Source organism: Holzapfeliella floricola DSM 23037 = JCM 16512 (genome assembly GCF_001436605.1).
In the GTDB taxonomy this organism is placed as follows: domain Bacteria; phylum Bacillota; class Bacilli; order Lactobacillales; family Lactobacillaceae; genus Holzapfeliella; species Holzapfeliella floricola.
In genome coordinates, this window is record NZ_AYZL01000016.1 from 101,109 (window position 1) to 126,059 (window position 24,951).

Consider the following 24,951-nt stretch of genomic DNA (forward strand, 5'->3'; position numbering starts at 1 on the left):
CTTAATTGTTCGCTCTTTTTTAGTATCTTTTTTTAGCTAAAATTGCTAAATTATCGTCTAACTGATATTGAATTATTTCACTATTCTTCACTTCAACACCATCAATATTTTTATCACTAATCGCTTCTAAATACTTAATTAAAGCCCGAATTGTACTACCATGAGCTACAATTAATTGATCATTGCCCAATCGTAATTCAGGTGCAATTTGTTCTTCATAATAAGGAATTATTCGGTCACTCGCCATTTTCAGACTTTCTGATCCAGGTAATGACTGTTTTGGAATCAAATGATAACGGTAGTCAAAATGTTTATTATCGGATTGCGGTGGAATAGCATTAAAACTACGACGCCATTTTTGAACAGTCTTAACACCATATAATTTTCGTGTCTCATCTTTATTTAAACCACCTAAACCACCATAATGACGTTCATTTAAACGCCAATTTTTTAGCATTGGTAGATACAATAATTCTTGTTTTTCTAAAATTAGATTGGCCGTTTTAATTGCACGCTTCAAAACCGAAGTGTGCACTTTTTTTAGATTGATATCATTAATTTGACCTAACTTATATCCAGCTTCTTTTGCCTGCTGAACACCTTTTTGAGTTAAATCAACGTCATCCCACCCTGTGTAGGTATTTGTTGCATTGGCACTACTTTGACCATGTCGGACCAATAACAGATTTACCACATTTTAACCTCCTATTTTTCATTTTCTCCATGAGGAATTATCTTTTCATTAAGACCTCTAGCACTTTCAACCTGAATTGTAACATGTGAAATACCAAAATTTTGTTTCAGAACACGGTTAATTTGATCATACAACCCATCTAATTGAGACACTTTTATCTTAGGATTAACATTTACATGAGCATCTAACATAATCTCAGAATCACTAAACTGCCAGACATGAACATGATGAATCGTATTAATTAACTCAAATTGACATAAGTCTGACTCTACTTTTTTTAAATCAATATCAGGATTTGATTCCATCAAAATATTTAATGTATTTTTTAAAATTTTAATGGCTTCATAAGCTAACACAACCGAAACAATAACCGTAATTGCTGCATCAACCCACATAATGTGGTAAACATTGATCAATATAGCAGCTATAATGACACCAATTGAGGATAAAGCATCCGATAGCATATGTAAAAAAACTGATTTAATATTCACATTATCTTTTGAATGCTGGTGCATAATTAGCATTGAGATAAAGTTTGCAATCAGTCCAATTACAGCAATAATTAACATCAACTCGCCATCAATGGTAACTTGATCATTCAATCTTTCAAAAGCCTCTATAACTAGATAAACAGTCATAGCTAGCAAAATAAATGCATTTACAAATGCCGCAATAATTTCTGCTCGTTTGTAACCAAATGTCTTGTTTGAGTTTTGCTTCTTCTTTCCAACTAAATGTGCAACAAACGATAAAATGATTGCCCCGACATCACCCAAATTATGCACAGCATCAGAAAGTAAAGCCAGCGATCCAGACATAAACCCACCTATGAACTCTGCTAGTGTAATAATGACGTTTAAGATAGCCACACCAAAAAAATTCTTCGAAACTTTATCTTTCATACTGATATCTCCTTTTGATTTTCTGTTTTCATTTTATAACAAACGCTTTAATTTTGATATCTTTTGCACTTTTTTCTTAGCTAATGTTTCAAAAACGAGTTAAAAAAATATACATCTCGATTGGCAACATTACCTGATAATAAAAGAATACTAAAATGAATATTCTAATATTATGTATATTTATTCAAAAATAAGTTTTAAACTGCTATTATTAACCCATAAATTAAAGAAACATTAAAGGGGAATTACATTATGACAAAAGAAAAAATTATTTTAGCTTATTCTGGTGGATTAGATACTTCTGTAGCAATCAAATGGTTATCTGATGCGGGATACGATGTTGTTGCTTGTTGTTTAGATATTGGCGAAGGTAAAGATACTGAATCCATCAAACAAAAAGCATTACAAGTTGGTGCAAGCGAATCTTATGCGATTGATGCTCGTGAAGAATTTGCTCAAGACTTTGCTTTAATTGCCTTACAAGGAAATACTTTTTATGAAGATTCTTACCCTCTGGTTTCAGCACTTTCTCGTCCGCTCATTTCTAAAAAATTAGTTGAACTAGCGCATGAAACAAACGCAACAACTATCGCACATGGTTGTACAGGTAAAGGAAATGACCAAGTTCGTTTTGAAGTTGCTATTGCAGCATTAGACCCTAGCCTTAAAATCATTGCCCCTATTCGTGAATGGAAATGGTCACGCGAACAAGAAATTGATTATGCTGTTAAAAATAATGTTCCTGTTCCAGCAAACTTAGATAATCCTTATTCAATTGACCAGAATCTGTGGGGACGTGCTTGTGAATGTGGTATTTTAGAAGATCCATGGCAAACACCTCCTGAAGGTGCTTATGCTGTTACAAATTCTATTGAAGAAGCACCTGATGAAGCAGAAACTATCGAACTTAAATTTGAAGCTGGCATCCCTGTTGCACTTAATCACGAAGAATTACCACTAGCACAGCTCATCTTGAAGTTAAATGATATCGCAGGCAAACACGGGATTGGCCGTATCGATCACATTGAAAACCGTCTAGTTGGGATTAAGTCACGTGAGGTTTACGAATGTCCCGGTGCCATGACTTTACTTAAAGCCCATAAAGAATTAGAAGATTTGGTTTTTGTCCGTGAACTAGCTCACTTTAAACCTGTTATCGAACAACAATTATCACAAATCATCTATGATGGTCTTTGGTTCAATCCTTTAACCGATGCTTTAATTGCTTTCTTAAAAAGCACGCAAAAATACGTGAATGGTGATGTTCGTCTTAAGTTATACAAAGGTAATATTATCTGCGAAGGTCGTCAGTCAGCTAATAGTCTTTATGATGAAAACTTGGCGACTTATACATCAGCTGATACTTTTGACCAAGATGCAGCTGTTGGATTCATCAAATTATGGGGACTACCAAGTAAAGTCCAGTCAGAAGTGAAAACAAAAGCAAATTTAAATTAAGCAATGAAGGGTGATTATGATGAAAAAACTTTGGGGAGGTCGTTTCGACGGCAAAAATGAACACTGGATTGATGAATTCGGTGCTTCAATTCAAGTAGACCAAAAACTAGCTGATCAAGATATTGCAGGCAGTCTAGCACACGTTAAGATGTTAGGTGAAACGAGGATTCTAACTGCAGATGAAGTGAATCAAATTACAACTGGTCTTAAACAGGTTCAAGAAAAAATTCATCAAGGTTTGCTTGAATTCACAGTTGAAAATGAAGATATTCACTTGAATATTGAAAGTTTTCTAACGGAAGAAATTGGTCCTGTTGCAGGTAAACTTCATACAGCTCGTAGCCGTAATGACCAAGTAGCCACTGATATTCACTTGTATGTTAAAGATGCGACTCATGAAGTAATTAACTTGATTAATCAGTTCAGAAAAGTTTTAATTAACCAAGCTCAAAATAACGTCGAAACGATTCTTCCTGGATATACTCACTTACAACATGCCCAACCGATTTCATTTGGTCACCATTTAATGGCTTATTATCAAATGCTAAAACGTGATGAAGAACGATTTACTGAAAGCCTCAAACGCGTTGATATTTCACCGCTAGGAAGTGCCGCTCTTGCTGGGACAACCTTCCCTATTAATCGTCAACTAACCGCTAGTGAACTCGACTTTGCAGAAGTTTATCCCAACAGTTTAGATGCCGTTAGTGATCGTGATTTTATCTTAGAGTTTTTGAGTAATAGCTCATTACTGATGATGCACTTATCTCGTTTTTGTGAAGAAATTATTTTGTGGTGCAGTCATGAATTTAAGTTTGTCGAATTATCTGATACTTATTCAACTGGTAGTTCTATTATGCCCCAAAAGAAAAACCCCGACATGGCTGAACTCATTAGGGGTAAAACTGGACGTGTCTACGGTAATTTGATGCAGTTATTGACTACGATGAAAGGACTTCCTCTTGCCTACAATAAGGATATGCAAGAAGATAAACACAGTGTGTTCGATAGTGCTGATACCATCACTCACTGTCTAAAAGTCATGTCAGGTATGATTGAAACGATGACTGTTAATCATGAAAATATGGCGCAATCAACGAAAAAAGATTTCTCAAATGCCACAGAACTTGCCGATTACTTAGCTAACTTAGGTACGCCCTTTAGAGAAGCTCATGAAATCGTCGGTAAACTGGTATTAGAATGTATTCATAATGGCACTTACTTGCAAGATATTGCGTTAAGTGACTATCAGGCGATTAATCCTCATATCACAGCTGAAGTTTATGACAAACTTGATTCCTATCACGCTGTCAAAAACCGTCATTCATTTGGTGGTACTGGCTTTAATCAAGTCCAACATCAAATTGATATCGCTAAACAAGAATTATAAAAAGCATGGCTGATTGTAGCCATGCTTTTTTATTATTTGTTCAAACTCACTTATTTAAAATTGACTGTAAAATTCTGAATAAATTGATTCTCTAACAAGTAATTTTGTCTTAATAATTTTTCTATATCTGAAATAGTCCACTCATTAGGACTTTTTTCACATAATGCTGCAGAAAAGTTTGAAACGTTTGTTTTTAAACTATCTAATTTTTCTTGATTTACAGAATAAATATTTTCTCCTGCATGACAATTTTTTGCTAAAATATTACTTTTGCGAAAAATTATACCACTAATATTACCTTGATCTAGAAAATAATTTTGGTACCATACAAGAGAATGAAGTACTTGTTCCATGTCTTTTCTTGGCAATAACTGAGATGTTCCTTGATTTTTGCATTCAATAATAAAACTATTATTTTCAGATACCCATAAATTGTCTGGACCATCATTACGTTCTTGCTCAGGACGTGAGGATGTATACCCTAAAAAATCGCCTAATTTTTTTATAGCATCTTCAAAAATATTACTATCAGCATTAGGTACGTATAGCAATTTAGATAAAATACTATCAATCGCTATTTTTAAATCAGTTCCAGTAGAATATACAACTATCCATTTTTTTACATTCATTGCTTGTACGGTTTTGTTTTTAGTTTTCTTAGAATAGTCAGGAAATCTTGGAATCAGCAAATTAGAGTTAAGTTCTTTGGCTTTCACTTGTAGGTTATTAGCCTCTGTTTCGTCAAATCTATTCATAATTTGTGCAGCTAATTGAAAATACCAACCAATGTCACTATCAACAAGATTCCCGTTAGCAATAAATTTTTCTCTAATAATGTTAACAGCATCACTAATTTTATTACTTTTATAGTAAGACAGTACTATATATTCATCTTGAGCTAGTATTAGACTTTCTTCATTACTAACAGTAGTATATCTTTCTAAATATTGCTCAGTTATAGTTTTATAGTATGATATCCAATCAGGATTCCTATCTAAAACTAAGTTAATAGTACCTACTATTTCGTTTTTGGCCTCTATTAAGTTTCTTTTTTCTTTGAAAAAATCCATGCTTAAACTTATTCCTAAATCAAGTTGTGCACGAGTAGTCTCACTAAAGTATTTTCTATTGTTATTATTACTTATAAAATTCAATAAGTTATCATCTAGCAGCAAAGTGACGCAATAGTCACTACCAGAACGCACACTCCTACCTAAACCCTGCTCTATTGTTTGTGCGGTTGTCGCTTTAGTTAGTGGTGATTCTGATCTCATGTGAGCTACTGCAATATCTCTTATTGATTTGCCTTTAGGCAAACCATCTAAAATCAATAAATGACACATATTTCCCCATAAATCTATTCCATCATATCTATTAATTAAAACCATAAAATTATTATTGCCATTCTTAAGTTTATTAACGGCATCACAAATATTTTCTTTATCAACAATCAAAGCTCCTTCTTTTTCCCAAATTTGAGCTTTTCTTATATTGGGAACTAAGATAACTATATTATAGCCTTTTTTTTCCCAATACAATTTTATTAGTGACTTCATATCGTTATTAGTCAGCTCTGAGGAATATCTTTTGGGAGCAATAATAAGTCTTTCACCTACCGCACTTTCTTTTTTTATATTAATTGGATGTAAGCAAGCATCTTTACTTATTCCTAACTCTGTAATTAATTCCGGCATATTATTGAAAGTTGCTGATAAAACAAATCTATGTTTAGCTTTAAAAAATGAAGGTATTTTATCTAAAGGTAGTTGCAATGGTGTAATCTCGATTCCATCACCAGAAATATAACAATTAGACTTTTCTAAATAATCAAATATCAAGTTGAAAGGAATATACATGTAAAAATTTTCTTGCACATCATTCTTTTCTATTATTTTTTTCAGTACTTTAATTTTATTCTGATAGGACCAATAAGGAACTAATCTAGCAACAGTTTTTTCTCCTTTTTTTATTGCATGAAATACACCTGATCCTTGACTTTCTAAATCTCTTTCAAACAAATCAAGTATTTCTTTATACATATCATGATCTTTCGGGATTAAAAAACTAGACTGCTTTCTAGCTTTTTTTATACAGGTATGTGCATCATCTATCAACAAAGCTCCTATATCTTGAATCTCTCTATTACCTGTTTCGGTTACACCAAATATTGAATGACCATTATACATTTTTTCAAAGGTAGTTATTAAAATAGCTTGAGAATTTATAAAATCAATCGGCATTTCTTGCCGTGAATCTGGTGATTCTCTTCTTATTTGTGTCACTGGTATCCCGTGGAATTCTGCCTCCATAACAACTTGTTCTACTAATTGATTATCAGGGCAAAGATATACTACTGGGCCTATCCCTTCATTCATCTTAGAGTACAGCATTAATAATCCTATTAACGTTTTCCCTGATCCTGTATTAGCAATTCCTACAACATCTCTTTCTTCTCTACTTAGATACCATTCTTTAAGAAATGTTGCTTGGATATCTCTTAAATATTCATAACCCATTTTATGATTTAGTGAATTAAAAATTTCAATTGGATTTGTTTTCTTTTTTTCCATCCCACTCTCTACATTTTTGATTTTATCAAATATCCCCATAGATTTTTACCTCACTTTTATTTTTACTAGACCATACCTATTTTTCAATAATAAGTATATATTTCAAATTACAATCAATCTGTAGAACTACACTTACATATATCATAACCAAAAACCATACAAAAAAACACCCTCCAAATGGAGAGTGTTTTTTGATGTGTAAAACAACAAATTAACGTTTTGAGGATTATTATTTGTTGTTTTAAATTTATTCAATACTCTTTAATCCTTTAATATCACTATTTTCATGTTATTGTTATTGATAGATTTGTATATATTTGGAACTTTTTTCTTTTGATTTACTCCATATTACGACATAGATTAAGAATATATATACTTATCTATACTTGACAATCCATTTTAAAGGGGTTAATATTACACTATCATAATGATAGTATCATTTTGAAAGTGGTGATATATATGAGTACTGAATTAGAAAAATTGCGTCTTATTATGCTTTGGTTAAAGAAAAAAGATTTATCTAAGAATGAAATACGCGTTTTACTTTATTGTCTGGAACATGGAAGAACATCTGCAGAGATTAGTGACCAATTGAATTTTGCAAGTCCGAACACTGCTCGTTTGTTGATTAAAATGGTTCGAAAGTCATATTTAACAAGAAGATTACGTTCTAATAGCAAAGCATATATCTATCTTACCAATTTAGATAATCCAGACATATCTTAAAAAAAGAAAATTATTCTTTTTTTTAAATAAAGTATATCATAATGATACTATCAAATTGATGTTGTTTATTATCTTATCAAGTTTTTTAAAAGAAAGCCGAGGTTTATTATCATGTTAAAAATTAGTACTAATCCCATCATCATAGGGAAATTAGATTATTTTCTTCAACATTCATCCATTCAGGAAAGACGTCGATTGCAACTCTACTCTTGTTATTTAAATACTGGGAGATTTATCTACGACGCCGGAGTTAGAAGTATTTCTGAAACTATAAAAAGAAACGGTGGTTTCTCTTATAACAGTCTTCAGTTCTGTAGTCGTCTGATTACTGCCTACGAAGAATCCCTTTTATCTCATCATAAAACAAGAAACACCACTCTTTTTGAGGAAAAAGTCATTCAAGGTAAGGCTACATCATATGATTCTTATTCGAGCTCAAGAAAGGAAAAATAATATGGTACAAACATTAGAAGACACTATCATAAAAATAAAGTATTTTGGCGAACCCCCTTCCTCTAAGGAAGGATGGACACTTCTAAATGAAAAAGTAGCAGAAAATATTTATTATAAGATAGATTATCTTCGATATTCGTATCTAACTAGCAAAAACAAATTAATCAAATTAGATAATATAGAAAAAGAAGAAATTTACCCTCAAAGATTCTTAGTTCCTGGCATGAACACTTATTCTTTCTTCTATGACGATTTCTTGTTTTGCACACATACGAAATTCTTTGGCAATAATTCTCCTGTGTTAGAGATTAGATTGAAGAGTTCAGATGGCAGGTGGAGCGATTGGCAAGCGATTGTTAGCAGTCGTATCGTAGTCGATGTCGATTGGGACTTCTCGATTTTCAAAGTTGTATCTTATAATAAAGATTTTTATCTTAAGTCCCCACTGTCTTCTGAGACAATATCTAGTTTGAATCAAAATTTCGACATTCGTTTTGGTGGCAGTTTTTATGGCAATAATCTTGGCCAACGTTATCTACGTACAGAAGAAGATACTTCTTATAAAATAGAGCCCAGGACTCGCAGAATAGAATTTGTTTATAATCCATGCGGCAGTTTTTTAGATAGAGTTGCGGATCTTAAAAAATATGAAGAACGTTATTTCAAATATGATGAGGAAGATAACAGAATATAGTATTAAGGGAGATAATAATGAATGATTTAGAAAGAAAAAAGCTTTTCTTTAAAGTTTTTGGAGTAATATTTCTCATCATAGGGGCTTTAATTCCGCCTAGCTATTCACAAGTGTTTTTTGCCTTTTTTGGAGCAGGGTTGATAACTTTTTTGATTTTTTTCAGGGGGTATCAAGTTTTCAGCGGCTTAATTAGGATGTTTCTGGACATATTTAAGTTTTTTCGAGGGGGGCGTTAAATGAGCAAATCAGTAAGCCTAACTCATAAAAATATACGTTGGGATAAAGTTTTAAATCGAATATTTATTTTTTTATTATTTGCTTTAATGTTTTCTTTTTTAGCTGTATCTATGAATACGAATTTCTTTGTGAGGATAATAATAATTTTTAGTTTCTTAATAATTGGCGGATTGGTTTTTAAACTGTATCACTTCCTGAAGAAAAAAATTGAATCAAAATATTATATGCGAGATTTGCTCTTATCTTTCATAACAAATAACAACTTATTCAAAGAAGATTTTGAAGTAGTTCAATGGAAAGATGGAGATAATAATATTCAAAAAGAGAAAAGATACTATGTTTCCTCTTCGGCTGAATTTAAATATTTTATATCTAATTCAAAAATAATTGTTTATGCTATAAAAAATGCTGATATCTATACTGCAACTCAAACTAAACTAGATGAGGCACTATCAGCTCTTTTTGGCCTAGAACTTTCATATAAAAAAGATACACCTTCCTACTGTGAATATCATTTTGACAGGGTTTCTCCTGAAAGAAAAGTTGTTAAAAATAATGAACGTATAATAAATAAGACTGTCGAATATGACCTTGGCTATGGTGTGAGTTATCGACCTGATAAAGTTCCTCACGTCTTGATTTCAGGTGGAACTGGTTCTGGTAAATCTGTCTTTATTGAGTTCTTAATTATCGAGTTTCTAAAGAGAAAAGCAGATATATTTATCTGTGACCCAAAAAATAGTGACCTTTCACAACTTGAGTTCTATTTAGGTTCTGATAAAGTAGCTTCTTCCCTTAATCAAATTGCTAAAGTATCTCGTCTAGTTGTTGAAGAAATGGAATCTAGATATCAAGCTATGAAAGAAAACTTTGAATATGGATCTAATTATATTACTCATGGATATTCAGAATGCTGGCTTATTTTCGATGAAATGGGAGCTTTCCAAGGAAATGCTACAGATAAGAAATCAAAGGAAGTGGTCAATGAAGTTATGGGTTATATTCGACAAATTATTTTAAAAGGTCGTGCTGCAGGAGTCTTTGTACTTGTCGCTTCTCAGCAAATGAATGCCAATACTTTAAATACAGACTTACGAGACAATTTAGGTCTTAGAATAGCCTTAGGTGCGAACAGTGGAGAAGGCTATCGTATGGTGTTTGGCTCAGCCACACCTGATAATATTCCTGTGATAGAGGAAAAAGGTGCCGGGCTTCTTTTTATGCAAGGAAGTGGTCAGGACAAAGCACAATACTATGAAGCTCCTTTTATAGATAGAGACCAGTTTGACTTTATTGAAGAACTTACTAAATATATCGATTAATGACGTTTTAAATTTGTAGAATTGGTTTTTAATTCTATGAATTTAAAATGTATTCACTAGCTTGCTAGTGATAATATATGTCCAAACATCTGATTGACATTAAAAGCTGAAAGAAAGGATTTTTTACTATGATTAAAATTAATGATTTTATTAAACCAGAATTACTAGGAAATAATTTCGCTGCAGTCAGAGGATACAGTGAAGTTTTAGATAGAGAAACCAATGAAAAGACAGGATATAAATTAGATATTTCTATTCAAGACCCCGAATCTGATTTCTTCATGGAACTTTTTACTGTTAAAGTAAAAAATGTATCCCCTACTTTGAGTTATAAAGATTTAGAGCAAAATAAAAAGATTATGCCTGTTGTGTTAGAAAATTTGAACGTTGGGCAATTTAATGGCAATCTTTGGTATAACTGTAGTGATGTGTTGCCAGCTAATAAAGGCTAAATACTGTTAAATAATTAATATAACTGCCCTAACGGAGTTAAGGGCAAGTGGAACGTGTTATATTAATATATTTAACAAAGACCAAGCCTTTTGGCTTGGTCTTTAGTTTATTTATTATATAAACAAGCGTTACGAGAAAATATATCCAAAATTGGAAGGTTATTTTTTGAGTTATAATAAAAAAATTGTTCAAACGAATTCTTATATTGAAGTATATGAATATGACAAAGTTATTATCTCGGAAAATACTAAAAAAATAAATCGTCGTAGTAAATCTAAAAATTTTGATGAATTAGAACAGGAAGAACAGCTTAAACGGTTGCATAGAATATCTAAAACTAGACAGAATGCTAAGTGGAAAGTCATGAGATTAATTGATACAAATTTTGATTCAAAAACTTCATTTTTAACTTTAACCACAAAAGAAAACATTCAAAATAGAGATTGTTTTAATAAAATATTCGATAAATTTATTAAGCGGCTTAATTACAAAGTATTTAAAACAAAAAAGAGATTATTAAAATATTTAGCAGTATTAGAGAAACAAAAACGTGGAGCATGGCATGTTCATATCATTTTGTTTGATATCCCCTTTATTGCTCATAAAGAATTAATGAAAATTTGGGGATTAGGTGGTGTTTGGATAAACAAGATAGATGTTGATACAAAAGAAAATCGAGGACGTTATGTTTCTAAATACTTTGAAAAAGGTATTGGTCAAGAACTTGTAGAAAGTTATGGTAAAAAATCTTTTTACTCTTCTAGAAATTTAAAACATCCCAAAGAATACAAATTTATCTCCAATGAAACTACTGAAAATATTATAAAACATGATGAACTTCTTTATGAGTCAGAATATTTAGGAAAAGTTTACCGAAAAGGAAAATTAGTTCCAAATAAAATTAAATATCGCAAATTTAAATTAAATAATAGTTACGGAGGTTAACAATTAATGCAGAAAGAATTACAAAGATTCCCCTTATTACTAACAAGAGAACAAGCATCCTCTTATTTGGGAATTGATCCAAAATCATTTGATAAATTTATACGCTCTCATTCTGATATGCCTCGTTTTATGGTTGGTAGTCGTGAAAGATTCACTATAAAAGACTTGGATGAATTTGTTTTTTCTCATTCAATAATAGACTGACTGAAATTTTTAAAAAGGAGTTTTTTATGTGGCTAGTATAATCAAGCGTGGTAAATCTTATCGTGTTGAAATTTCTAATTATAAACATGGTAAGAATAAGAGAATATCAAAAACTTTTAAAACAAAATCTGAAGCTCAAAGATGGGCTATGCAAAATGAAATTGCCAAAGGTAACGGTGTAGATTTAGCTTTGAGAAAAGATAAATTTTCAGATTTTTATTCTAATTGGATTTATTTAGTTAAAAAAAATGATGTTCGCTCTGCTACATTCCTTAACTACACGAGGACTATTCCTATTGTGAAAAAACTTTTTAAAAATATCACTTTAGGCGAATTGAATGATTTAGTAGTTCAAATGAAGATCGATGAATATGGAGAAACTCATTCTCGTAAAACTACTACAGAGCTATTATTAAAAATCAGAACCTCTTTACGTTATGCTTATGGACGTGGTTTAATTACATCTGATTTTGCTGGATTAATAAAAACTAGAGGAAAAGAATTATCAAAAAGAAATTCAGCTTTATCGATATCTGACTTTAAAAAATTACGCTCTTACCTACTTAAACACCATGAAAAAGATTTTTATATTCTTGTATTGCTGGCTCTTGAAACTGGGGCTCGTCGTGGAGAATTATTAGGTCTTACTAATAAAGATATATTTAAATATGGGATTAGTATTAATCGTTCTATTAGTCCCTCTAGTTCTGATACTAGACTAAAAACTAAAAGATCTAAGAGAAATATTAGCATTAATGAAAATGTCTATGATATTTTAAAAACTGTTACAGAAAAAAGTAATGGTTACTTATTTAGCTTTGATGGTTTTCAACAATCTGCAAAATTAGCAAGATTATTAAAAAAACTAGATATTCCAAAAACTACTTTTCACGGTCTTCGAGATACCCATGCTAGTTTTTTATTTTCAAATGATAATATTAGGATAGATTATATCTCTCAAAGACTGGGGCATTCTAATTTACAAACCACAATGAATTACTATTTAGAATTAATGCCAGAAAAAAAGCACCTGCAAGATGCAGATGCTTTAAGTCTTTTAGATTCGTTGTAAAATTAGTTTTTACACCAATTTACTCCACATAATTGCTCGAATCGTTGATATATATATAAATATATTAACGTTTTGAGAATTGTGCTGATTTACGAGCTTTTTTAAGACCTGGTTTCTTACGTTCTTTCATACGAGGGTCACGAGTTAGTAGACCAGCACGTTTTAAAGGACCGCGGAAATCTGGGTCGATTTGTAACAATGCACGAGCGACACCATGACGGATAGCACCAGATTGACCTGAGAATCCACCACCGTTAACGTTCACAAATACATCATATGAACCTTCAGTTTCAGTGATTGCTAAAGGTTGTTTTAAGTCTTGAATTAAGATTGCTGATGGAATGTAGTCTTCAACTTTTTTGTTGTTAACTGTAACTTGACCTGAGCCAGGTACTAAACGTACACGGGCTACGGAATTCTTACGACGACCAGTTCCAAGATATGCTACTTGTTGAGCCACAATAAGTTCCTCCTTAGATTAGTGTTTGAATGTCTAGTTCAACGGGTTGTTGTGCTTGGTTTTCGTGTTCTGAACCAGCATAGACATGTAGTTTTGAGAATTGTTGACGACCTAAAGTATTTTTAGGAAGCATTCCTTTTACTGATAATTCAACTAATCTTTGTGGATTATTGTCTAATAATTCACCTGCTGTAACAGATTTTAATCCACCTGGGTGGTTACTGTGACGGTAGTAAATCTTGTTACTTGCTTTATTACCAGTCAAAACAATTTTTTCTGCATTAATTAAAATAACGTTATCACCAGTGTCAACGTTTGGTGTGTATTGAGGTTTGTTTTTACCTCTTAGAAGTGTTGCAACGGCTGTTGAAACACGTCCTAATGAGACGCCACTTGCATCGATAACATACCATTTACGGTTGAATTCACCTGGTTTAGCTAATGGGGTTGTACGCAATGTTTTTTCCTCCAGTTTCTTCGCATGTTTGATAATACAATAAGTTTCCGGGGCTTATCGTGGACAAACAATACCAGATAATAATTTACTATATATTTCTGAAAATGTCAACTATATTCAAATATCTTGTCGATATTTTTTTGGAACTTCATCATAGAAAACTTCTTTTAAATAAAGTCCACTAGCCGGAGCAGTTCCTCGTGCTTGTTGTCTATCTTTAACTTCAAATAATCGAATAAAGTCGTGAATATCACGTCGATTATTTCCAATTTCAAGTGCAGTCGCAACTAATATTCGCACCATATTATACAAAAAGCCATTTCCAATAAAGTCAAAAACCAACTCATTATTCACTTTATCTTCAGTCACATTAGCATAATAAATGGTTCGTACCTTATCTTCAATCACACCACCACTTGCTGCAAAGCTTGTGAAATCATGCTCACCTATTAAGTCTTTCAGTGCAATTTTGATACGATCGACTTCAAGTGGATAAGGATAATGTCCTGTATAAAAACGCTTAAAAGGGTCTGTATAACGGCCACAATCAACGCGATATTGATACCACTTAGCTTTCGCATCAAAACGGCTGTGAAAGTCTTCTTGAATTTGTGACTCCACAAACTCTACATCAAGAGGCATTAAACTATTCAATGCTTTTAACATATTAATAGCAGGGATTTCATTTGGAAAGTCAAAATGAATAATTTGGCCATAAGAATGCACACCAGCATCAGTTCTCCCTGATCCATGGGTCATCACTTCTTGGCCTTTCATCATTTTTTTCAAACCCAATTCAATCACACCTTGTACAGTTCTCAAGTTAGGCTGTCTTTGAAATCCATGGAAATTATGACCATCATATCGTACCTTCATTTTATAACGTGGCACGGTTAAAACCTCCTCAAAACAATTAATAATAGCGTTAAAATAGCGAAGTAGTATAAGACGTATAAATCTGTCTTATGCCATCTTAGACGTCTAAACTGTGTTCTAGGCTCACCTAGCTGGTAGTTTCTTGCTGTCATTGATTCTGCCAAGTCGATAGCAATCTTCATACTGTTAATTAATAGCGGAATTAACATGGGAATAATCGACTTAATTCGCTTAATAATATTACCGTCATTAAAGCTCGCACCTCTGGCACGTTGCGCATTCATGATTTTAGTTGCTGTCTCCATTAACGTAGGGACGAATCGTAGTGCAATTGAACAAATCATAGAAAATTGATCTACAGGAAACTTCACTTTTTTTAGTGGCTTTAGTAGAGAGGCAAATGCATCGGCAATTAACATTGGTGGGGTCGTAATGGTCAGAATTGTTGACATAAAAATAATTGTTGATAATCGAACGAGTATAAATATACTGTTAATAATTCCATATTGTGAGATAGTAATTATCCCCCACTTCAAATAGATATCTCCACCACTGGTAAAGAGAATTTGAAGCGTTACCGTGAATATCATCAGCCATAACATTGGTCTTAAACCTTGCCAGTAAATTTTAGCAGATATTTTTGTCATGTAAGCCGCAAAGAGTGTAAATAGAACGATAACACCATATGTCCAAAAATTATTAGCTAGAAAAATCAAAATGATAAAGGCGAAAGTTCCGAGCAATTTAGCTCGCGGATCTAATCGATGTACATAAGAATTACCATATATATATTGTCCCAATAAAAATCTATCCATCTTTAGCCAACTTTCCACCAAATTTTTGTGCTAAAACTTTTACCAGTTCAGCCATTGTAATTGGCATTGAATCAAACTTAATACCCTTAGCTACTAACCTTTGAGCAAATTCCGTGACTTTAGGTTGGTTCAAGGAATGACTAGCTAACCAGTCTGCCTCTTGAAATAAATCATGCGGTGTCGATTGTCTTAGTAACTGTCCTTCTTCTAACACCAACACCTCATCTGAATAATTTGCAACAATATCCATATCGTGACTCACTAAAACAACTGTGTGTCCTTGACGCTGATACTCTTTGAACAAAGATAAAATTTCTTTTTGGCCAACTGGATCTAATCCCGCCGTTGGCTCGTCTAAAATCAAGACTTCAGGATGACTTGCCATCACCCCCGCAATTGCAACGCGTCGCATTTGCCCACCTGACAATTCAAACGGTGATTTTTCGGCTAAGGATTGATCAAGTCCTACTTGATCCAACCAATAATAAGCAGAGGCTTCGGCTTCTTTTTTGCTGAATCCAAAATTAAGTGGTCCAAACATAATATCTTTCAATACAGTCTCTTCGAATAACTGATTTTCTGGAAATTGAAAGACCATCCCAACTTTTTGACGTAGCGGTTTCAATCCTTTACCAGTCGTTTCTTGATTAATCAAAAACTCATTACCGATATGAATATTTCCTTTTGAAGGTTTCAACAAGGCATTAATTTGATGAATTAAGGTCGACTTCCCGCTCCCCGTATGACCAACAACAGCTGTAAAACTTTTTGATTTAATTTTAAAATTGATATCAGATAGACCGTACTTTTGAAGTTCTGTACCTTGACTATATATATAACTTACATTTTCGAATTTAATTTCCAAAAGTATTCAACTAACTCACTTTCATCTAAAATATCACGAGGAACATCGATAGCATGCTGCCTTAATTCAACCGCTAACTGCTTAGCAAATGGCAACATTAAGCCCATTTCTGTTAACCAATTTTCATCAATTAAAACTTCTTTGGGTGTTCCTTGTTTAACTAACTGGCCATCAGACAAGACACAGATATCATCTGCTTTTGTCGCTTCTTCAATATCGTGGGTCACTGAAATAACAGTAACTTGATACTTTGCTTTAATTTCTTGAATGACCTGGTGAATTTGATTTCGTCCCTGCGGATCTAGCATACTAGTTGCCTCATCTAAAATAATAACCTTAGGCCTAATTGCTAAAATACCAGCAATTGCTACTCGCTGCTTTTGTCCACCAGATAATTTAGAAGGTTCCATTTTTCGAAATTCCGACATATTTACAAAATCAAGTACTTCTTTGATACGCTTTTCAATCTCGTCTGGATCAATATTTCGATTTTCAAGACCAAATGCGATGTCATCTTCCACTGTTGCCCCAACAAATTGGTTATCTGGATTTTGAAAAACAATTCCCAAGTCATTACGAATATCAAACCACTTTTCTTCACTAGCTGCAATCCCATTAATTTTAATTTGTGCTTGAGAATTAGAATCAGGTTCTTTAAGGCCAGTCAGTAATCGAACCAAAGTGCTTTTACCGCTACCATTATGTCCCAAAATAGATGTCCAACTCTCTTTAATAATATCTAAATTGAGATTTTTTAAAGTTGGTTGATTATTTTGAGAATAGGTGTAAGTTAAATTTCTAACTTCTATTATGTTTTCACTCATGTTTTTTACCCACTTATTATTTTATAGCTTCTATTATAGTAAATTTTGGGCAAAAAAAAAATCATTCAAAGATGGGATAATAAAATTTTAATTATTATCTAAGCTAGACTTGGAATTTAATTCCATCATCATTACGCTATTTCTCACATCTAAGAAATGATCGTTTTTTAAGTAATAGATATTATTAAACTAATTCAATAATAGCCATTGGTGCACCGTCACCACGACGAGGTGCTGTTTTGTAAATTCTAGTGTACCCACCATTACGTTCTTTATAACGAGGTGCAATATCACTAAATAACTTTTGTAAAGCAGATTGTACAACTACATCTTCTTCTTGTTCACGGATGTCAGCAACTTCGTTACGAACAAACGTTGCAGCTTGACGACGAGCATGTAAGTCTCCACGTTTACCTAAAGTAATCATTTTTTCAACTGCTTTACGTACTTCTTTAGCACGAGTTTCAGTTGTCACAATGCGTTCATTAATTAATAAATCAGTTGATAAATCACGCAACATAGCTTTTCTTTGAGAACTATTACGACCTAATTTACGGTAACCCATAGCTTTCCCTCCTTTAACACTTTTATGTTTAGTCTTCTTGACGTAAAGATAAATTCAAATCTGATAGTTTTTGTTTAACTTCTTCTAATGACTTGCGTCCTAGATTACGAACACGCATCATATCTGATTCAGAACGGTCAGATAAGTCTTGCACAGTATTAATTCCTGCACGTTTTAAACAATTATAAGAACGAACAGATAAATCAAGCTCTTCAATAGTCATTTCAAGCTTTTGTTCTTCTTTTGCTTCTTCTTTTTCTGCCATGATATCAGTAAGTTGTGCTTCATCAGACATTTCAACAACGACATTTAAATGTTCTGTCAAAATCTTTGCGGCTAAACTAAGTGCATCATTTGGTGCAATTGAGCCATTGGACCAGATTTCAAGCGTCAATTTATCATAGTCATTGCGATGCCCTACACGAGTGCTTTCCACTTGGTAGTTAACACGATCGATTGGTGAAAACAACGAATCAACTGGAACAACACCGATTGGCATGTCATCTGTTTTATTTTGATCAGCAGAAACATAACCGCGGCCTTGTTTAATGGCAACGTTCATGTGTAAATGTCCGCCTTCAGCAACTTCTGCAATGTATTGGCTAGGGTTCAATACTTGAACTTCGCTGTCTACTTGCAAATCCGCTGCTGTTACGCGTGCAGGTCCCACTACATCAATTTCCACAACTTTAGTTTCTTCTGAAAGAGACTTTAATGAAAGTTGTTTTAAATTCAAAACAATTTGAGTAACGTCTTCGACAACGCCATCAATCGTTGAAAATTCATGTAACACACCATCAATTTGGACATATGATACTGCACTTCCTGGTAGGGAAGCAAGCAATACGCGACGTAGTGAATTACCCAACGTCGTTCCATAGCCACGTTCTAAAGGCTCAATAACAAATTTACCATAACTACTATCTTGTTCAACAGTTGTTATACTTGGTTTTTCAAATTCAATCATAAATTGGGACCCCTTTCAAAACGTATAGTGCTTTATTCAGCAAATAATTAAACACGACGACGTTTTGGTGGTCTTGATCCATTATGAGGAACAGGCGTAACATCGCGAATTGCTGTAACTTCTAATCCAGTTGCTTGTAAAGCACGAATAGCAGCTTCACGACCAGAACCTGGACCTTTTACTGCAACTTCAACACTCTTCAATCCATGTTCCATAGATTGTTTAGCAGCAGCTTCAGCTGCCATTTGAGCAGCAAATGGTGTTGATTTACGACTACCCTTGAATCCTAATGATCCTGCAGAAGACCAGGCAACAGCGTTACCTTGAACATCTGTAATCATCACTAAAGTATTATTGAAAGTTGAGTGAACGTGTGCCACACCAGTTTCAATATGCTTCTTGTTACGACGTTTACGAGAAGTTTTCTTAACAGCCATTAATTTCCCTCCTTAATTAGTTCTTATTTTTTCTTACCAGCAATGGCAACTTTTGGACCTTTGCGGGTTCTTGCATTATTCTTTGTATTTTGTCCACGTACAGGTAAACCACGACGGTGACGAATACCACGGTATGAACCGATCTCTTTAAGACGTTTAATATTTAAACTAATTTCACGTCTTAAATCACCTTCAACACGGACTTTATCTACTTCCGCACGAATTTTATCTTCTTGATCTGGAGTTAAGTCTTTAGAACGAATGTCTTCAGACACACCAGCATCAGCTAAAATCTTGGCAGCAGTTGTATTACCTACACCGTAAATGTAAGTTAAGGCAACTACTATTCTTTTATCTCTGGGTAAGTCAACACCAGCAATACGAGCCATTATAACACCTCCGTATTTTATAAATTATTATCCTTGAGTTTGTTTGTGTTTTGGATTTGAACAAATAACCATAACGCGGCCATTTCTCTTAATTACTTTACAATCTTCACACATTGGTTTAACAGATGGTCTAACTTTCATCTTGATAACCTCCTGAGTTGTCTAAATCTACTACTTAATAAAACGATAAGTGATTCTGCCTTTAGTTAAATCATATGGAGACAATTCAACAGTCACTCTGTCACCAGGTAAAATACGAATGTAGTGCATTCTAATTTTACCAGAAACGTGAGCTAAAATTGTATGCCCATTCTCTAATTCAACTTTAAACATTGCATTAGGAAGAGTATCAACCACTGTACCTTCAATTTCGATGACATTATCTTTTGCCAAAATTTTCCTCCTGATTGTTTACCACGATATACTACAGCAAAATATTATATCACTTTAGAACAATAAATACTAATTCAAAGAACTTAAAGCTTCATTAATATCGGCAAAAACTTCGTCACGAGAACGTGTTCCATCAACTGAAATCAACAAACCCTTTTCACGATAAAAATCGATTAATGGCGTATTCATTTCTAAGTTAACTTCGATACGTTTTTTAACAACTTCAGGCTTGTCATCCTCACGTTGGTAAAAGTTATGGCTACCGCAACGATCACATGTGTTTTCAACTTTTGTAGGATTGAAAATTTTATGATAAGTTGCACCACAATCACGACAAATAAATCTGCCAGATAAACGTTCAACTAAAAGTTTTGGATCAACTTCAATATTAATTACTTTTTGCAATGGTTTGTTAACATTAGCTGTGATCGATTCAAGCATTTCAGCTTGGACGGTTGTTCTAGGAAAACCATCTAAAATATATCCATCATTTGTATCAGCTTTGCTAAGTCTTTCTTCAACTAACTTAGCTGTTACTTCATCTGGAACCAAGTTACCCGCATCAATAAATGATTTGGCTTCAAGTCCTACTTGGGTTCCTTCAGCCATTGCTTCTCGGAACATATCACCCGTCGAAATGTGGGCAATTTGATAATTATCTACAATCATTTCGGCTTGAGTACCTTTACCAGCACCCGGAAGCCCCATTAAAATAATATTTTTCATTTTTAAACAGCCTATCTAATAAATCCAACATATTTTCGTTTCATCAGTAATCCATCTAATTGACGCATTGCTTCAAGTGCAACACCGATAACAATCAGTAAGCTGGTTCCGCCAAGTCCAATAGAACTTGGTAATCCCCAAATATTTGAAGCAAGTTGCGGTACCAAGGAAATAAATCCTAAAAAGATAGAGCCGACAACTGAAAGTCTCATTAATAGTTTTGAAATATATTTTTGTGTTTCTTGTCCTGGCCAAACGCCCGGAATAAATGCACTTTGTTTTTGCAAGTTTTCAGCCACTTTTTCAGGGTTAACTTGTACAAAAGCATAAAAGAAAGTAAACAATACAATCAATAATGTATTAACCAGAGCTCCTGTTAGAGTCTGCATGCTGAAGATATTATTCATGATTTTGAACCATGCTTCTTCACCATGAGAATTTTGAAAGGCTACTAAAACCGTTGCCGGTGTGGCAATCAAAGAACTAGCGAAAATAACTGGAATAACACCAGCAACATTAACCTTCAATGGAAGGTAACTTTCTGAACCTCCACTAGTTGCTCTTCTTGTATAGCGAATTGGCACTTTACGAATGGCTTGTTGAACATATGTCACAATCATCGTAATGATTAAAATCGCAATAACAACAGCGACTAAGAATAGTGCGCCTTGTCCACGATCGGCTGGATTATTGTTTGTAATGGCGTCACGATATAACTCATGCGCACTTTGTGGAAATCTTGCCACGATACCGGCAAAGATAATCATTGAGACACCATTACCAATACCTTTATCTGTAATCTGTTCACCTAACCATGTAAGTAACATGGTTCCCGCTGTTAAAATAATACCAATCGTTATATAAGACGATAGTGTTTGAGATTTAACCAAACCTAAGCCACTTAAAGCATTAAAACCTAACGTGATTCCAATACTTTGAATAAATGCAAGTACAATAGACAAGTATCTTGTGACTTGATTTATCTTCCGACGGCCAACCTCACCTTGTTTACCCCATTCCACAAACTTAGGTACAATGTCCATTTGGAGCAGTTGTACAACAATTTGTGCCGTGATATACGGCGAAACCCCCATCGAGAAGATGGAGTAGTTTGCCAAGCCACCACCACTAATTGTATCTAAAATTGGAACTAAACTAGTTGTTCCACTTTTTGTTAGGTTAGCCAACGCGCTAGCGTTAACGCCCGGAACAATTATATGTGACCCAATACGGTATAGCAGCAAAATAAACAATGTGAAGAAAATCTTAGAACGAATTTCTTTTACTTTAAAGGCGTTTTTCAAAGTGGTGAACATTAGATCACCTCAATTGAACCGCCAGCAGCCTCTACTGCAGATTTTGCAGTTTCAGAGTATTTGTTAACCTTAACAGTTAATTTAACTTTAAGATCACCGTTGGCAAGAAGTTTAACACCAGATAATTCTTTCTTAATTAAACCAGATTCTACTAATAAAGCAGGTGTTACTTCTGTACCTTCTTTAAATTGATTTAAATCGGAAAGATTGACAACAGCATATTCTTTACGATTAACATTTTTGAATCCACGTTTTGGCATTCTTCTGAATAATGGCATTTGACCACCTTCAAAACCAATACGTGTTTTACCACCTGAACGTGCTAATTGACCTTTTTGTCCACGACCAGCTGTCTTACCGACACCAGATGAAGTTCCGCGACCAACACGTTTGCGGTTTTTTCTTGATCCTTCAGCAGGTTTTAATTCGTGAAGTTTCATAACCGAGCACCTCCTTGTGATTAACCTTTATATTCTTCTACATCAATAAGATGAGAAATTTTGAATAGTGCACCTCTAATAGCATCATTATCAGGTTTGATAACTGAACTATGTACGCGACCTAATCCCAATTCTTTAACAATTTTTCTTTGGGCTGGAAGACGATGAGCTGCGCTTCTTTTCAAAGTGATTTTTAATTGAGCCATCTATAACTTCCTCCTAGCCTTGCAATGTATCAGCATTTACACCACGTAGTGCAGATACTGCTTCTTTAGTTTTTAAGTTGTCTAATCCGTTTAATGTTGCACGAATAACATTGATTGGTGTATTGCTTCCGCGTGATTTACTTGTAACATCAGCAACACCAGCAAGTTCAAGGACAGCACGAACAGGACCACCTGCAGCGACTCCAGAACCTTCTTCAGCAGGTTTCAAAAGAATGTCTCCAGCACCAAATTGACCAACAATTTCATGAGGAATTGTTGTACCAACCATAGGCACTTCAATCAAACTCTTCTTAGCAGCTTCAACAGCTTTTCTAATTGCTTCAGGAACTTCTTGAGCTTTACCAGTACCAAAACCTACGTGGCCAGCTTTGTCCCCTACAATTACGATAGCAGCGAATCTAAGTCTACGTCCACCTTTAACAACCTTAGTTACTCGATTAATACTAACTAGACGATCTTCTAATTCTAAACGAGATGGATCGATATTTGCCATTTAGTTAACCTCCTCTTTATTAAAATTGTAGTCCATTTTCACGAGCAGCGTCAGCTAATTCTTGAATACGGCCTTGGTATAAATAACCTCCACGGTCAAATACGACTGTTTCAATTTTAGCTTCTGTTGCTCTTTTAGCTACTAAAGCACCAACTTGTTTAGCTTGTTCAACTTTTGTAGCATCTTCTTTAACATCTTTATCAAGAGTTGAGGCACTTGCAAGCGTTACACCCGCTACGTCATCAATTACTTGAGCGTAGATGTTTTTATTTGAACGGAAAATACTTAAGCGTGGGCGCTCAGCAGTTCCAGAAATTTTACCACGAACGCGTTTATGGCGTCTTTGACGTGTTTTGTTTTTATCTGGTTTAGTAATCACAGTATCACCTCATATAATTTCTAAGTTAATTATTTACCAGTTTTACCTTCTTTACGACGTACGATTTCGTCTTTATAACGAACTCCCTTACCTTTATAAGGTTCTGGAGGACGTGTATCACGAATTTCTGCCGCAAATTGGCCAACTGCTTGTTTGCTAATTCCTTTAACAACGATTTCAGTTGCTGCAGGTACTTCTAATTCAATACCTTCTGGAATTGGCATTTCAACAGGTTGAGAGTAACCAACGTTTAGTGTTAGCTTTTGACCTTGTGCTTGTGCACGGTACCCAACCCCAACAAGAGTCAATGTTTTAGTATAACCTTCAGTTACACCAAGAATCATGTTGTTTAAGTTAGCACGCATTGTTCCATGAAGTGCTTTGTCGTCATCGCTTTGACGTTCAAAATTGATTTCGTTATCTTTTTGTTCAAAAGTAATTTTAGGATCAAAGTAGCGTGTTACTTCACCTTTTGGTCCTTTAACTGTAACGTCGTCACCGTTTTTGGTGATTGTCACAGATTCTGGTACAATAATTGTTTTATAACCAGTACGACTCATGAATTTCCCTCCTTTTCTTTCAAAAAATTACCAGATGTAAGCGAGCACTTCGCCACCGACATTTTTAGCGCGAGCTTCTCTGTCAGTAATTACACCATTTGATGTTGAGATAATTGCAGTTCCTAATCCATTAAGAACTTTAGGTACATCGTTTGCACCAACATAAGTTCTTAAACCAGGTTTAGAAATACGTTTTAGGCCAGTAATAACACGTTCGTTATTTTTGCCATATTTAAGAAATACTTTGATGATTCCTTGTTTGTCATCTTCGATGACTTCGTAATCACGAATAAAGCCTTCATTCTTCAAAATTTCAGAAATCGCTTTTTTCATTGTTGATGCAGGAACTTCTAAAGAATCGTGTTTTACCATGTTGGCATTTCTGATTCGTGTCAAGTAATCTGCGATTGGATCTGTCATGACCATGATGTGCTGCCTCCTTTTTTCAGATTTTTACCAGCTTGCTTTTCTAACGCCAGGAATTTGACCTTTATGTGCAAGTTCTCTTAAGCAAACACGACATAGTTTAAATTTACGGTAAACAGAATGTGGACGTCCACATCTTTCACATCTTGAGTAACTTTGTGTTGAAAACTTAGCTGGACGATGGTTTTTAGCAATTTGTGATTTCTTAGCCAATTA

Annotated in this window: 35 protein-coding genes; 11 read left to right on the top strand and 24 right to left on the bottom strand. The window is 34.0% G+C overall.

Annotation, left to right across the window (positions count from 1 at the left end):
• Positions 1 to 19: 19 nt before the first annotated feature.
• Positions 20 to 694 carry a 2,3-bisphosphoglycerate-dependent phosphoglycerate mutase gene (locus FC86_RS02905; RefSeq protein WP_056974509.1) on the bottom strand — a complete coding sequence of 225 codons (675 nt, stop codon included), beginning with the start codon at positions 692 to 694 and terminating at the stop codon, positions 20 to 22.
• Between the two features lie 11 nt (positions 695 to 705).
• Positions 706 to 1,596, bottom strand: a complete 891-nt coding sequence (locus tag FC86_RS02910; protein WP_056974510.1) for a cation diffusion facilitator family transporter — start codon at positions 1,594 to 1,596, stop codon at positions 706 to 708.
• Between the two features lie 252 nt (positions 1,597 to 1,848).
• Here FC86_RS02910 and FC86_RS02915 point away from each other — a divergent pair, with 252 nt between their 5' ends.
• Together FC86_RS02915 and argH are read left to right on the top strand one after the other, a co-directional pair.
• On the top strand, positions 1,849 to 3,054 hold the full coding sequence (locus tag FC86_RS02915; protein ID WP_056974511.1) for an argininosuccinate synthase: 1,206 nt from the start codon (positions 1,849 to 1,851) through the stop codon (positions 3,052 to 3,054).
• Positions 3,055 to 3,073: 19 nt separating this feature from the next.
• Positions 3,074 to 4,444 (top strand): argininosuccinate lyase, encoded by a 1,371-nt coding sequence (gene argH, locus FC86_RS02920; protein WP_056974687.1) that lies wholly within the window; start codon positions 3,074 to 3,076, stop codon positions 4,442 to 4,444.
• Positions 4,445 to 4,494: 50 nt separating this feature from the next.
• Here argH and FC86_RS02925 read toward each other — a convergent pair whose 3' ends face one another.
• Positions 4,495 to 7,053, bottom strand: coding sequence for a DEAD/DEAH box helicase (locus tag FC86_RS02925; protein ID WP_056974512.1), 2,559 nt, complete (start codon positions 7,051 to 7,053; stop codon positions 4,495 to 4,497).
• 420 nt (positions 7,054 to 7,473) lie between these two features.
• Between FC86_RS02925 and FC86_RS02930 the strand changes: the two genes are divergently transcribed.
• The 9 genes from FC86_RS02930 to FC86_RS02965 all read left to right on the top strand — a co-directional run bounded on the left by FC86_RS02930 (position 7,474) and on the right by FC86_RS02965 (position 13,120).
• Entirely contained in the window at positions 7,474 to 7,740 is a 267-nt protein-coding gene (locus FC86_RS02930; RefSeq protein ID WP_056974513.1) for a helix-turn-helix domain-containing protein, read from the top strand.
• Positions 7,741 to 7,851: 111 nt separating this feature from the next.
• Positions 7,852 to 8,193 carry a hypothetical protein gene (locus FC86_RS06540; RefSeq protein ID WP_156403331.1) on the top strand — a complete coding sequence of 114 codons (342 nt, stop codon included), beginning with the start codon at positions 7,852 to 7,854 and terminating at the stop codon, positions 8,191 to 8,193.
• Between the two features lies 1 nt (position 8,194).
• Positions 8,195 to 8,887, top strand: coding sequence for a hypothetical protein (locus tag FC86_RS02935; RefSeq protein WP_056974514.1), 693 nt, complete (start codon positions 8,195 to 8,197; stop codon positions 8,885 to 8,887).
• 17 nt (positions 8,888 to 8,904) lie between these two features.
• Positions 8,905 to 9,123 (top strand): hypothetical protein, encoded by a 219-nt coding sequence (locus tag FC86_RS02940; RefSeq protein ID WP_056974515.1) that lies wholly within the window; start codon positions 8,905 to 8,907, stop codon positions 9,121 to 9,123.
• Positions 9,124 to 10,446, top strand: coding sequence for an FtsK/SpoIIIE domain-containing protein (locus FC86_RS02945; protein WP_056974516.1), 1,323 nt, complete (start codon positions 9,124 to 9,126; stop codon positions 10,444 to 10,446).
• A 131-nt stretch (positions 10,447 to 10,577) separates the two neighbouring features.
• Positions 10,578 to 10,898 carry a hypothetical protein gene (locus FC86_RS02950; protein WP_056974688.1) on the top strand — a complete coding sequence of 107 codons (321 nt, stop codon included), beginning with the start codon at positions 10,578 to 10,580 and terminating at the stop codon, positions 10,896 to 10,898.
• Between the two features lie 166 nt (positions 10,899 to 11,064).
• Complete coding sequence (locus FC86_RS02955) at positions 11,065 to 11,844, top strand: rolling circle replication-associated protein (RefSeq protein WP_056974517.1); 780 nt, start codon at positions 11,065 to 11,067, stop codon at positions 11,842 to 11,844.
• A 6-nt stretch (positions 11,845 to 11,850) separates the two neighbouring features.
• Positions 11,851 to 12,048, top strand: coding sequence for a MerR family transcriptional regulator (locus FC86_RS02960; RefSeq protein ID WP_056974518.1), 198 nt, complete (start codon positions 11,851 to 11,853; stop codon positions 12,046 to 12,048).
• Between the two features lie 28 nt (positions 12,049 to 12,076).
• Positions 12,077 to 13,120 carry a site-specific integrase gene (locus tag FC86_RS02965; protein WP_056974519.1) on the top strand — a complete coding sequence of 348 codons (1,044 nt, stop codon included), beginning with the start codon at positions 12,077 to 12,079 and terminating at the stop codon, positions 13,118 to 13,120.
• Between the two features lie 64 nt (positions 13,121 to 13,184).
• Here the strand turns inward: FC86_RS02965 and rpsI are convergent, their stop codons facing one another.
• The 21 genes from rpsI to FC86_RS03070 all read right to left on the bottom strand — a co-directional run bounded on the left by rpsI (position 13,185) and on the right by FC86_RS03070 (position 24,948).
• On the bottom strand, positions 13,185 to 13,580 hold the full coding sequence (gene rpsI / locus FC86_RS02970) for a 30S ribosomal protein S9 (RefSeq protein ID WP_056974520.1): 396 nt from the start codon (positions 13,578 to 13,580) through the stop codon (positions 13,185 to 13,187).
• A 13-nt stretch (positions 13,581 to 13,593) separates the two neighbouring features.
• Positions 13,594 to 14,037, bottom strand: coding sequence for a 50S ribosomal protein L13 (gene rplM / locus FC86_RS02975; RefSeq protein ID WP_056974521.1), 444 nt, complete (start codon positions 14,035 to 14,037; stop codon positions 13,594 to 13,596).
• Positions 14,038 to 14,154: 117 nt separating this feature from the next.
• Positions 14,155 to 14,913 (bottom strand): tRNA pseudouridine(38-40) synthase TruA, encoded by a 759-nt coding sequence (gene truA / locus FC86_RS02980; protein WP_056974689.1) that lies wholly within the window; start codon positions 14,911 to 14,913, stop codon positions 14,155 to 14,157.
• A 17-nt stretch (positions 14,914 to 14,930) separates the two neighbouring features.
• Positions 14,931 to 15,728 (bottom strand): energy-coupling factor transporter transmembrane component T family protein, encoded by a 798-nt coding sequence (locus FC86_RS02985; protein ID WP_056974522.1) that lies wholly within the window; start codon positions 15,726 to 15,728, stop codon positions 14,931 to 14,933.
• Entirely contained in the window at positions 15,721 to 16,593 is an 873-nt protein-coding gene (locus FC86_RS02990; RefSeq protein ID WP_056974523.1) for an energy-coupling factor transporter ATPase, read from the bottom strand. The genes FC86_RS02985 and FC86_RS02990 overlap by 8 nt, the downstream gene beginning before the upstream one ends.
• Positions 16,569 to 17,417, bottom strand: a complete 849-nt coding sequence (locus FC86_RS02995) for an energy-coupling factor transporter ATPase (protein WP_056974524.1) — start codon at positions 17,415 to 17,417, stop codon at positions 16,569 to 16,571. The genes FC86_RS02990 and FC86_RS02995 overlap by 25 nt, the downstream gene beginning before the upstream one ends.
• Positions 17,418 to 17,601: 184 nt before the next feature.
• Positions 17,602 to 17,982 (bottom strand): 50S ribosomal protein L17, encoded by a 381-nt coding sequence (gene rplQ, locus FC86_RS03000; RefSeq protein ID WP_056974525.1) that lies wholly within the window; start codon positions 17,980 to 17,982, stop codon positions 17,602 to 17,604.
• Positions 17,983 to 18,010: 28 nt separating this feature from the next.
• Complete coding sequence (locus FC86_RS03005; RefSeq protein WP_056974526.1) at positions 18,011 to 18,949, bottom strand: DNA-directed RNA polymerase subunit alpha; 939 nt, start codon at positions 18,947 to 18,949, stop codon at positions 18,011 to 18,013.
• 47 nt (positions 18,950 to 18,996) lie between these two features.
• Positions 18,997 to 19,386 carry a 30S ribosomal protein S11 gene (gene rpsK, locus FC86_RS03010; protein ID WP_056974527.1) on the bottom strand — a complete coding sequence of 130 codons (390 nt, stop codon included), beginning with the start codon at positions 19,384 to 19,386 and terminating at the stop codon, positions 18,997 to 18,999.
• 23 nt (positions 19,387 to 19,409) lie between these two features.
• On the bottom strand, positions 19,410 to 19,775 hold the full coding sequence (gene rpsM, locus FC86_RS03015) for a 30S ribosomal protein S13 (protein WP_056974528.1): 366 nt from the start codon (positions 19,773 to 19,775) through the stop codon (positions 19,410 to 19,412).
• Positions 19,776 to 19,802: 27 nt separating this feature from the next.
• Positions 19,803 to 19,916, bottom strand: a complete 114-nt coding sequence (rpmJ, locus tag FC86_RS03020) for a 50S ribosomal protein L36 (protein WP_056974529.1) — start codon at positions 19,914 to 19,916, stop codon at positions 19,803 to 19,805.
• Between the two features lie 30 nt (positions 19,917 to 19,946).
• Positions 19,947 to 20,168 carry a translation initiation factor IF-1 gene (gene infA, locus FC86_RS03025; protein ID WP_056974530.1) on the bottom strand — a complete coding sequence of 74 codons (222 nt, stop codon included), beginning with the start codon at positions 20,166 to 20,168 and terminating at the stop codon, positions 19,947 to 19,949.
• A 69-nt stretch (positions 20,169 to 20,237) separates the two neighbouring features.
• Positions 20,238 to 20,894, bottom strand: coding sequence for an adenylate kinase (locus FC86_RS03030; RefSeq protein ID WP_056974531.1), 657 nt, complete (start codon positions 20,892 to 20,894; stop codon positions 20,238 to 20,240).
• An 11-nt stretch (positions 20,895 to 20,905) separates the two neighbouring features.
• Positions 20,906 to 22,210, bottom strand: a complete 1,305-nt coding sequence (secY, locus tag FC86_RS03035) for a preprotein translocase subunit SecY (protein WP_056974532.1) — start codon at positions 22,208 to 22,210, stop codon at positions 20,906 to 20,908.
• Positions 22,210 to 22,650 (bottom strand): 50S ribosomal protein L15, encoded by a 441-nt coding sequence (gene rplO, locus FC86_RS03040; protein WP_056974533.1) that lies wholly within the window; start codon positions 22,648 to 22,650, stop codon positions 22,210 to 22,212. Before rplO ends, secY begins: the two co-directional genes overlap by 1 nt.
• A gap of 20 nt (positions 22,651 to 22,670) precedes the next feature.
• Positions 22,671 to 22,856, bottom strand: coding sequence for a 50S ribosomal protein L30 (gene rpmD / locus FC86_RS03045; RefSeq protein WP_056974534.1), 186 nt, complete (start codon positions 22,854 to 22,856; stop codon positions 22,671 to 22,673).
• 13 nt (positions 22,857 to 22,869) lie between these two features.
• Positions 22,870 to 23,370: a 30S ribosomal protein S5 gene (rpsE, locus tag FC86_RS03050; RefSeq protein WP_056974535.1), complete on the bottom strand. Its 501-nt coding sequence runs from the start codon at positions 23,368 to 23,370 to the stop codon at positions 22,870 to 22,872.
• Between the two features lie 19 nt (positions 23,371 to 23,389).
• The gene (rplR, locus tag FC86_RS03055; RefSeq protein ID WP_056974536.1) at positions 23,390 to 23,749 is read right to left on the bottom strand and encodes a 50S ribosomal protein L18; all 360 of its coding nucleotides are present in this window, start codon (positions 23,747 to 23,749) and stop codon (positions 23,390 to 23,392) included.
• Positions 23,750 to 23,778: 29 nt separating this feature from the next.
• Entirely contained in the window at positions 23,779 to 24,309 is a 531-nt protein-coding gene (rplF, locus tag FC86_RS03060) for a 50S ribosomal protein L6 (protein WP_056974537.1), read from the bottom strand.
• 27 nt (positions 24,310 to 24,336) lie between these two features.
• Complete coding sequence (rpsH, locus tag FC86_RS03065) at positions 24,337 to 24,735, bottom strand: 30S ribosomal protein S8 (protein ID WP_056974538.1); 399 nt, start codon at positions 24,733 to 24,735, stop codon at positions 24,337 to 24,339.
• A gap of 27 nt (positions 24,736 to 24,762) precedes the next feature.
• On the bottom strand, positions 24,763 to 24,948 hold the full coding sequence (locus tag FC86_RS03070) for a type Z 30S ribosomal protein S14 (RefSeq protein WP_056974539.1): 186 nt from the start codon (positions 24,946 to 24,948) through the stop codon (positions 24,763 to 24,765).
• Positions 24,949 to 24,951 lie beyond the last annotated feature (3 nt).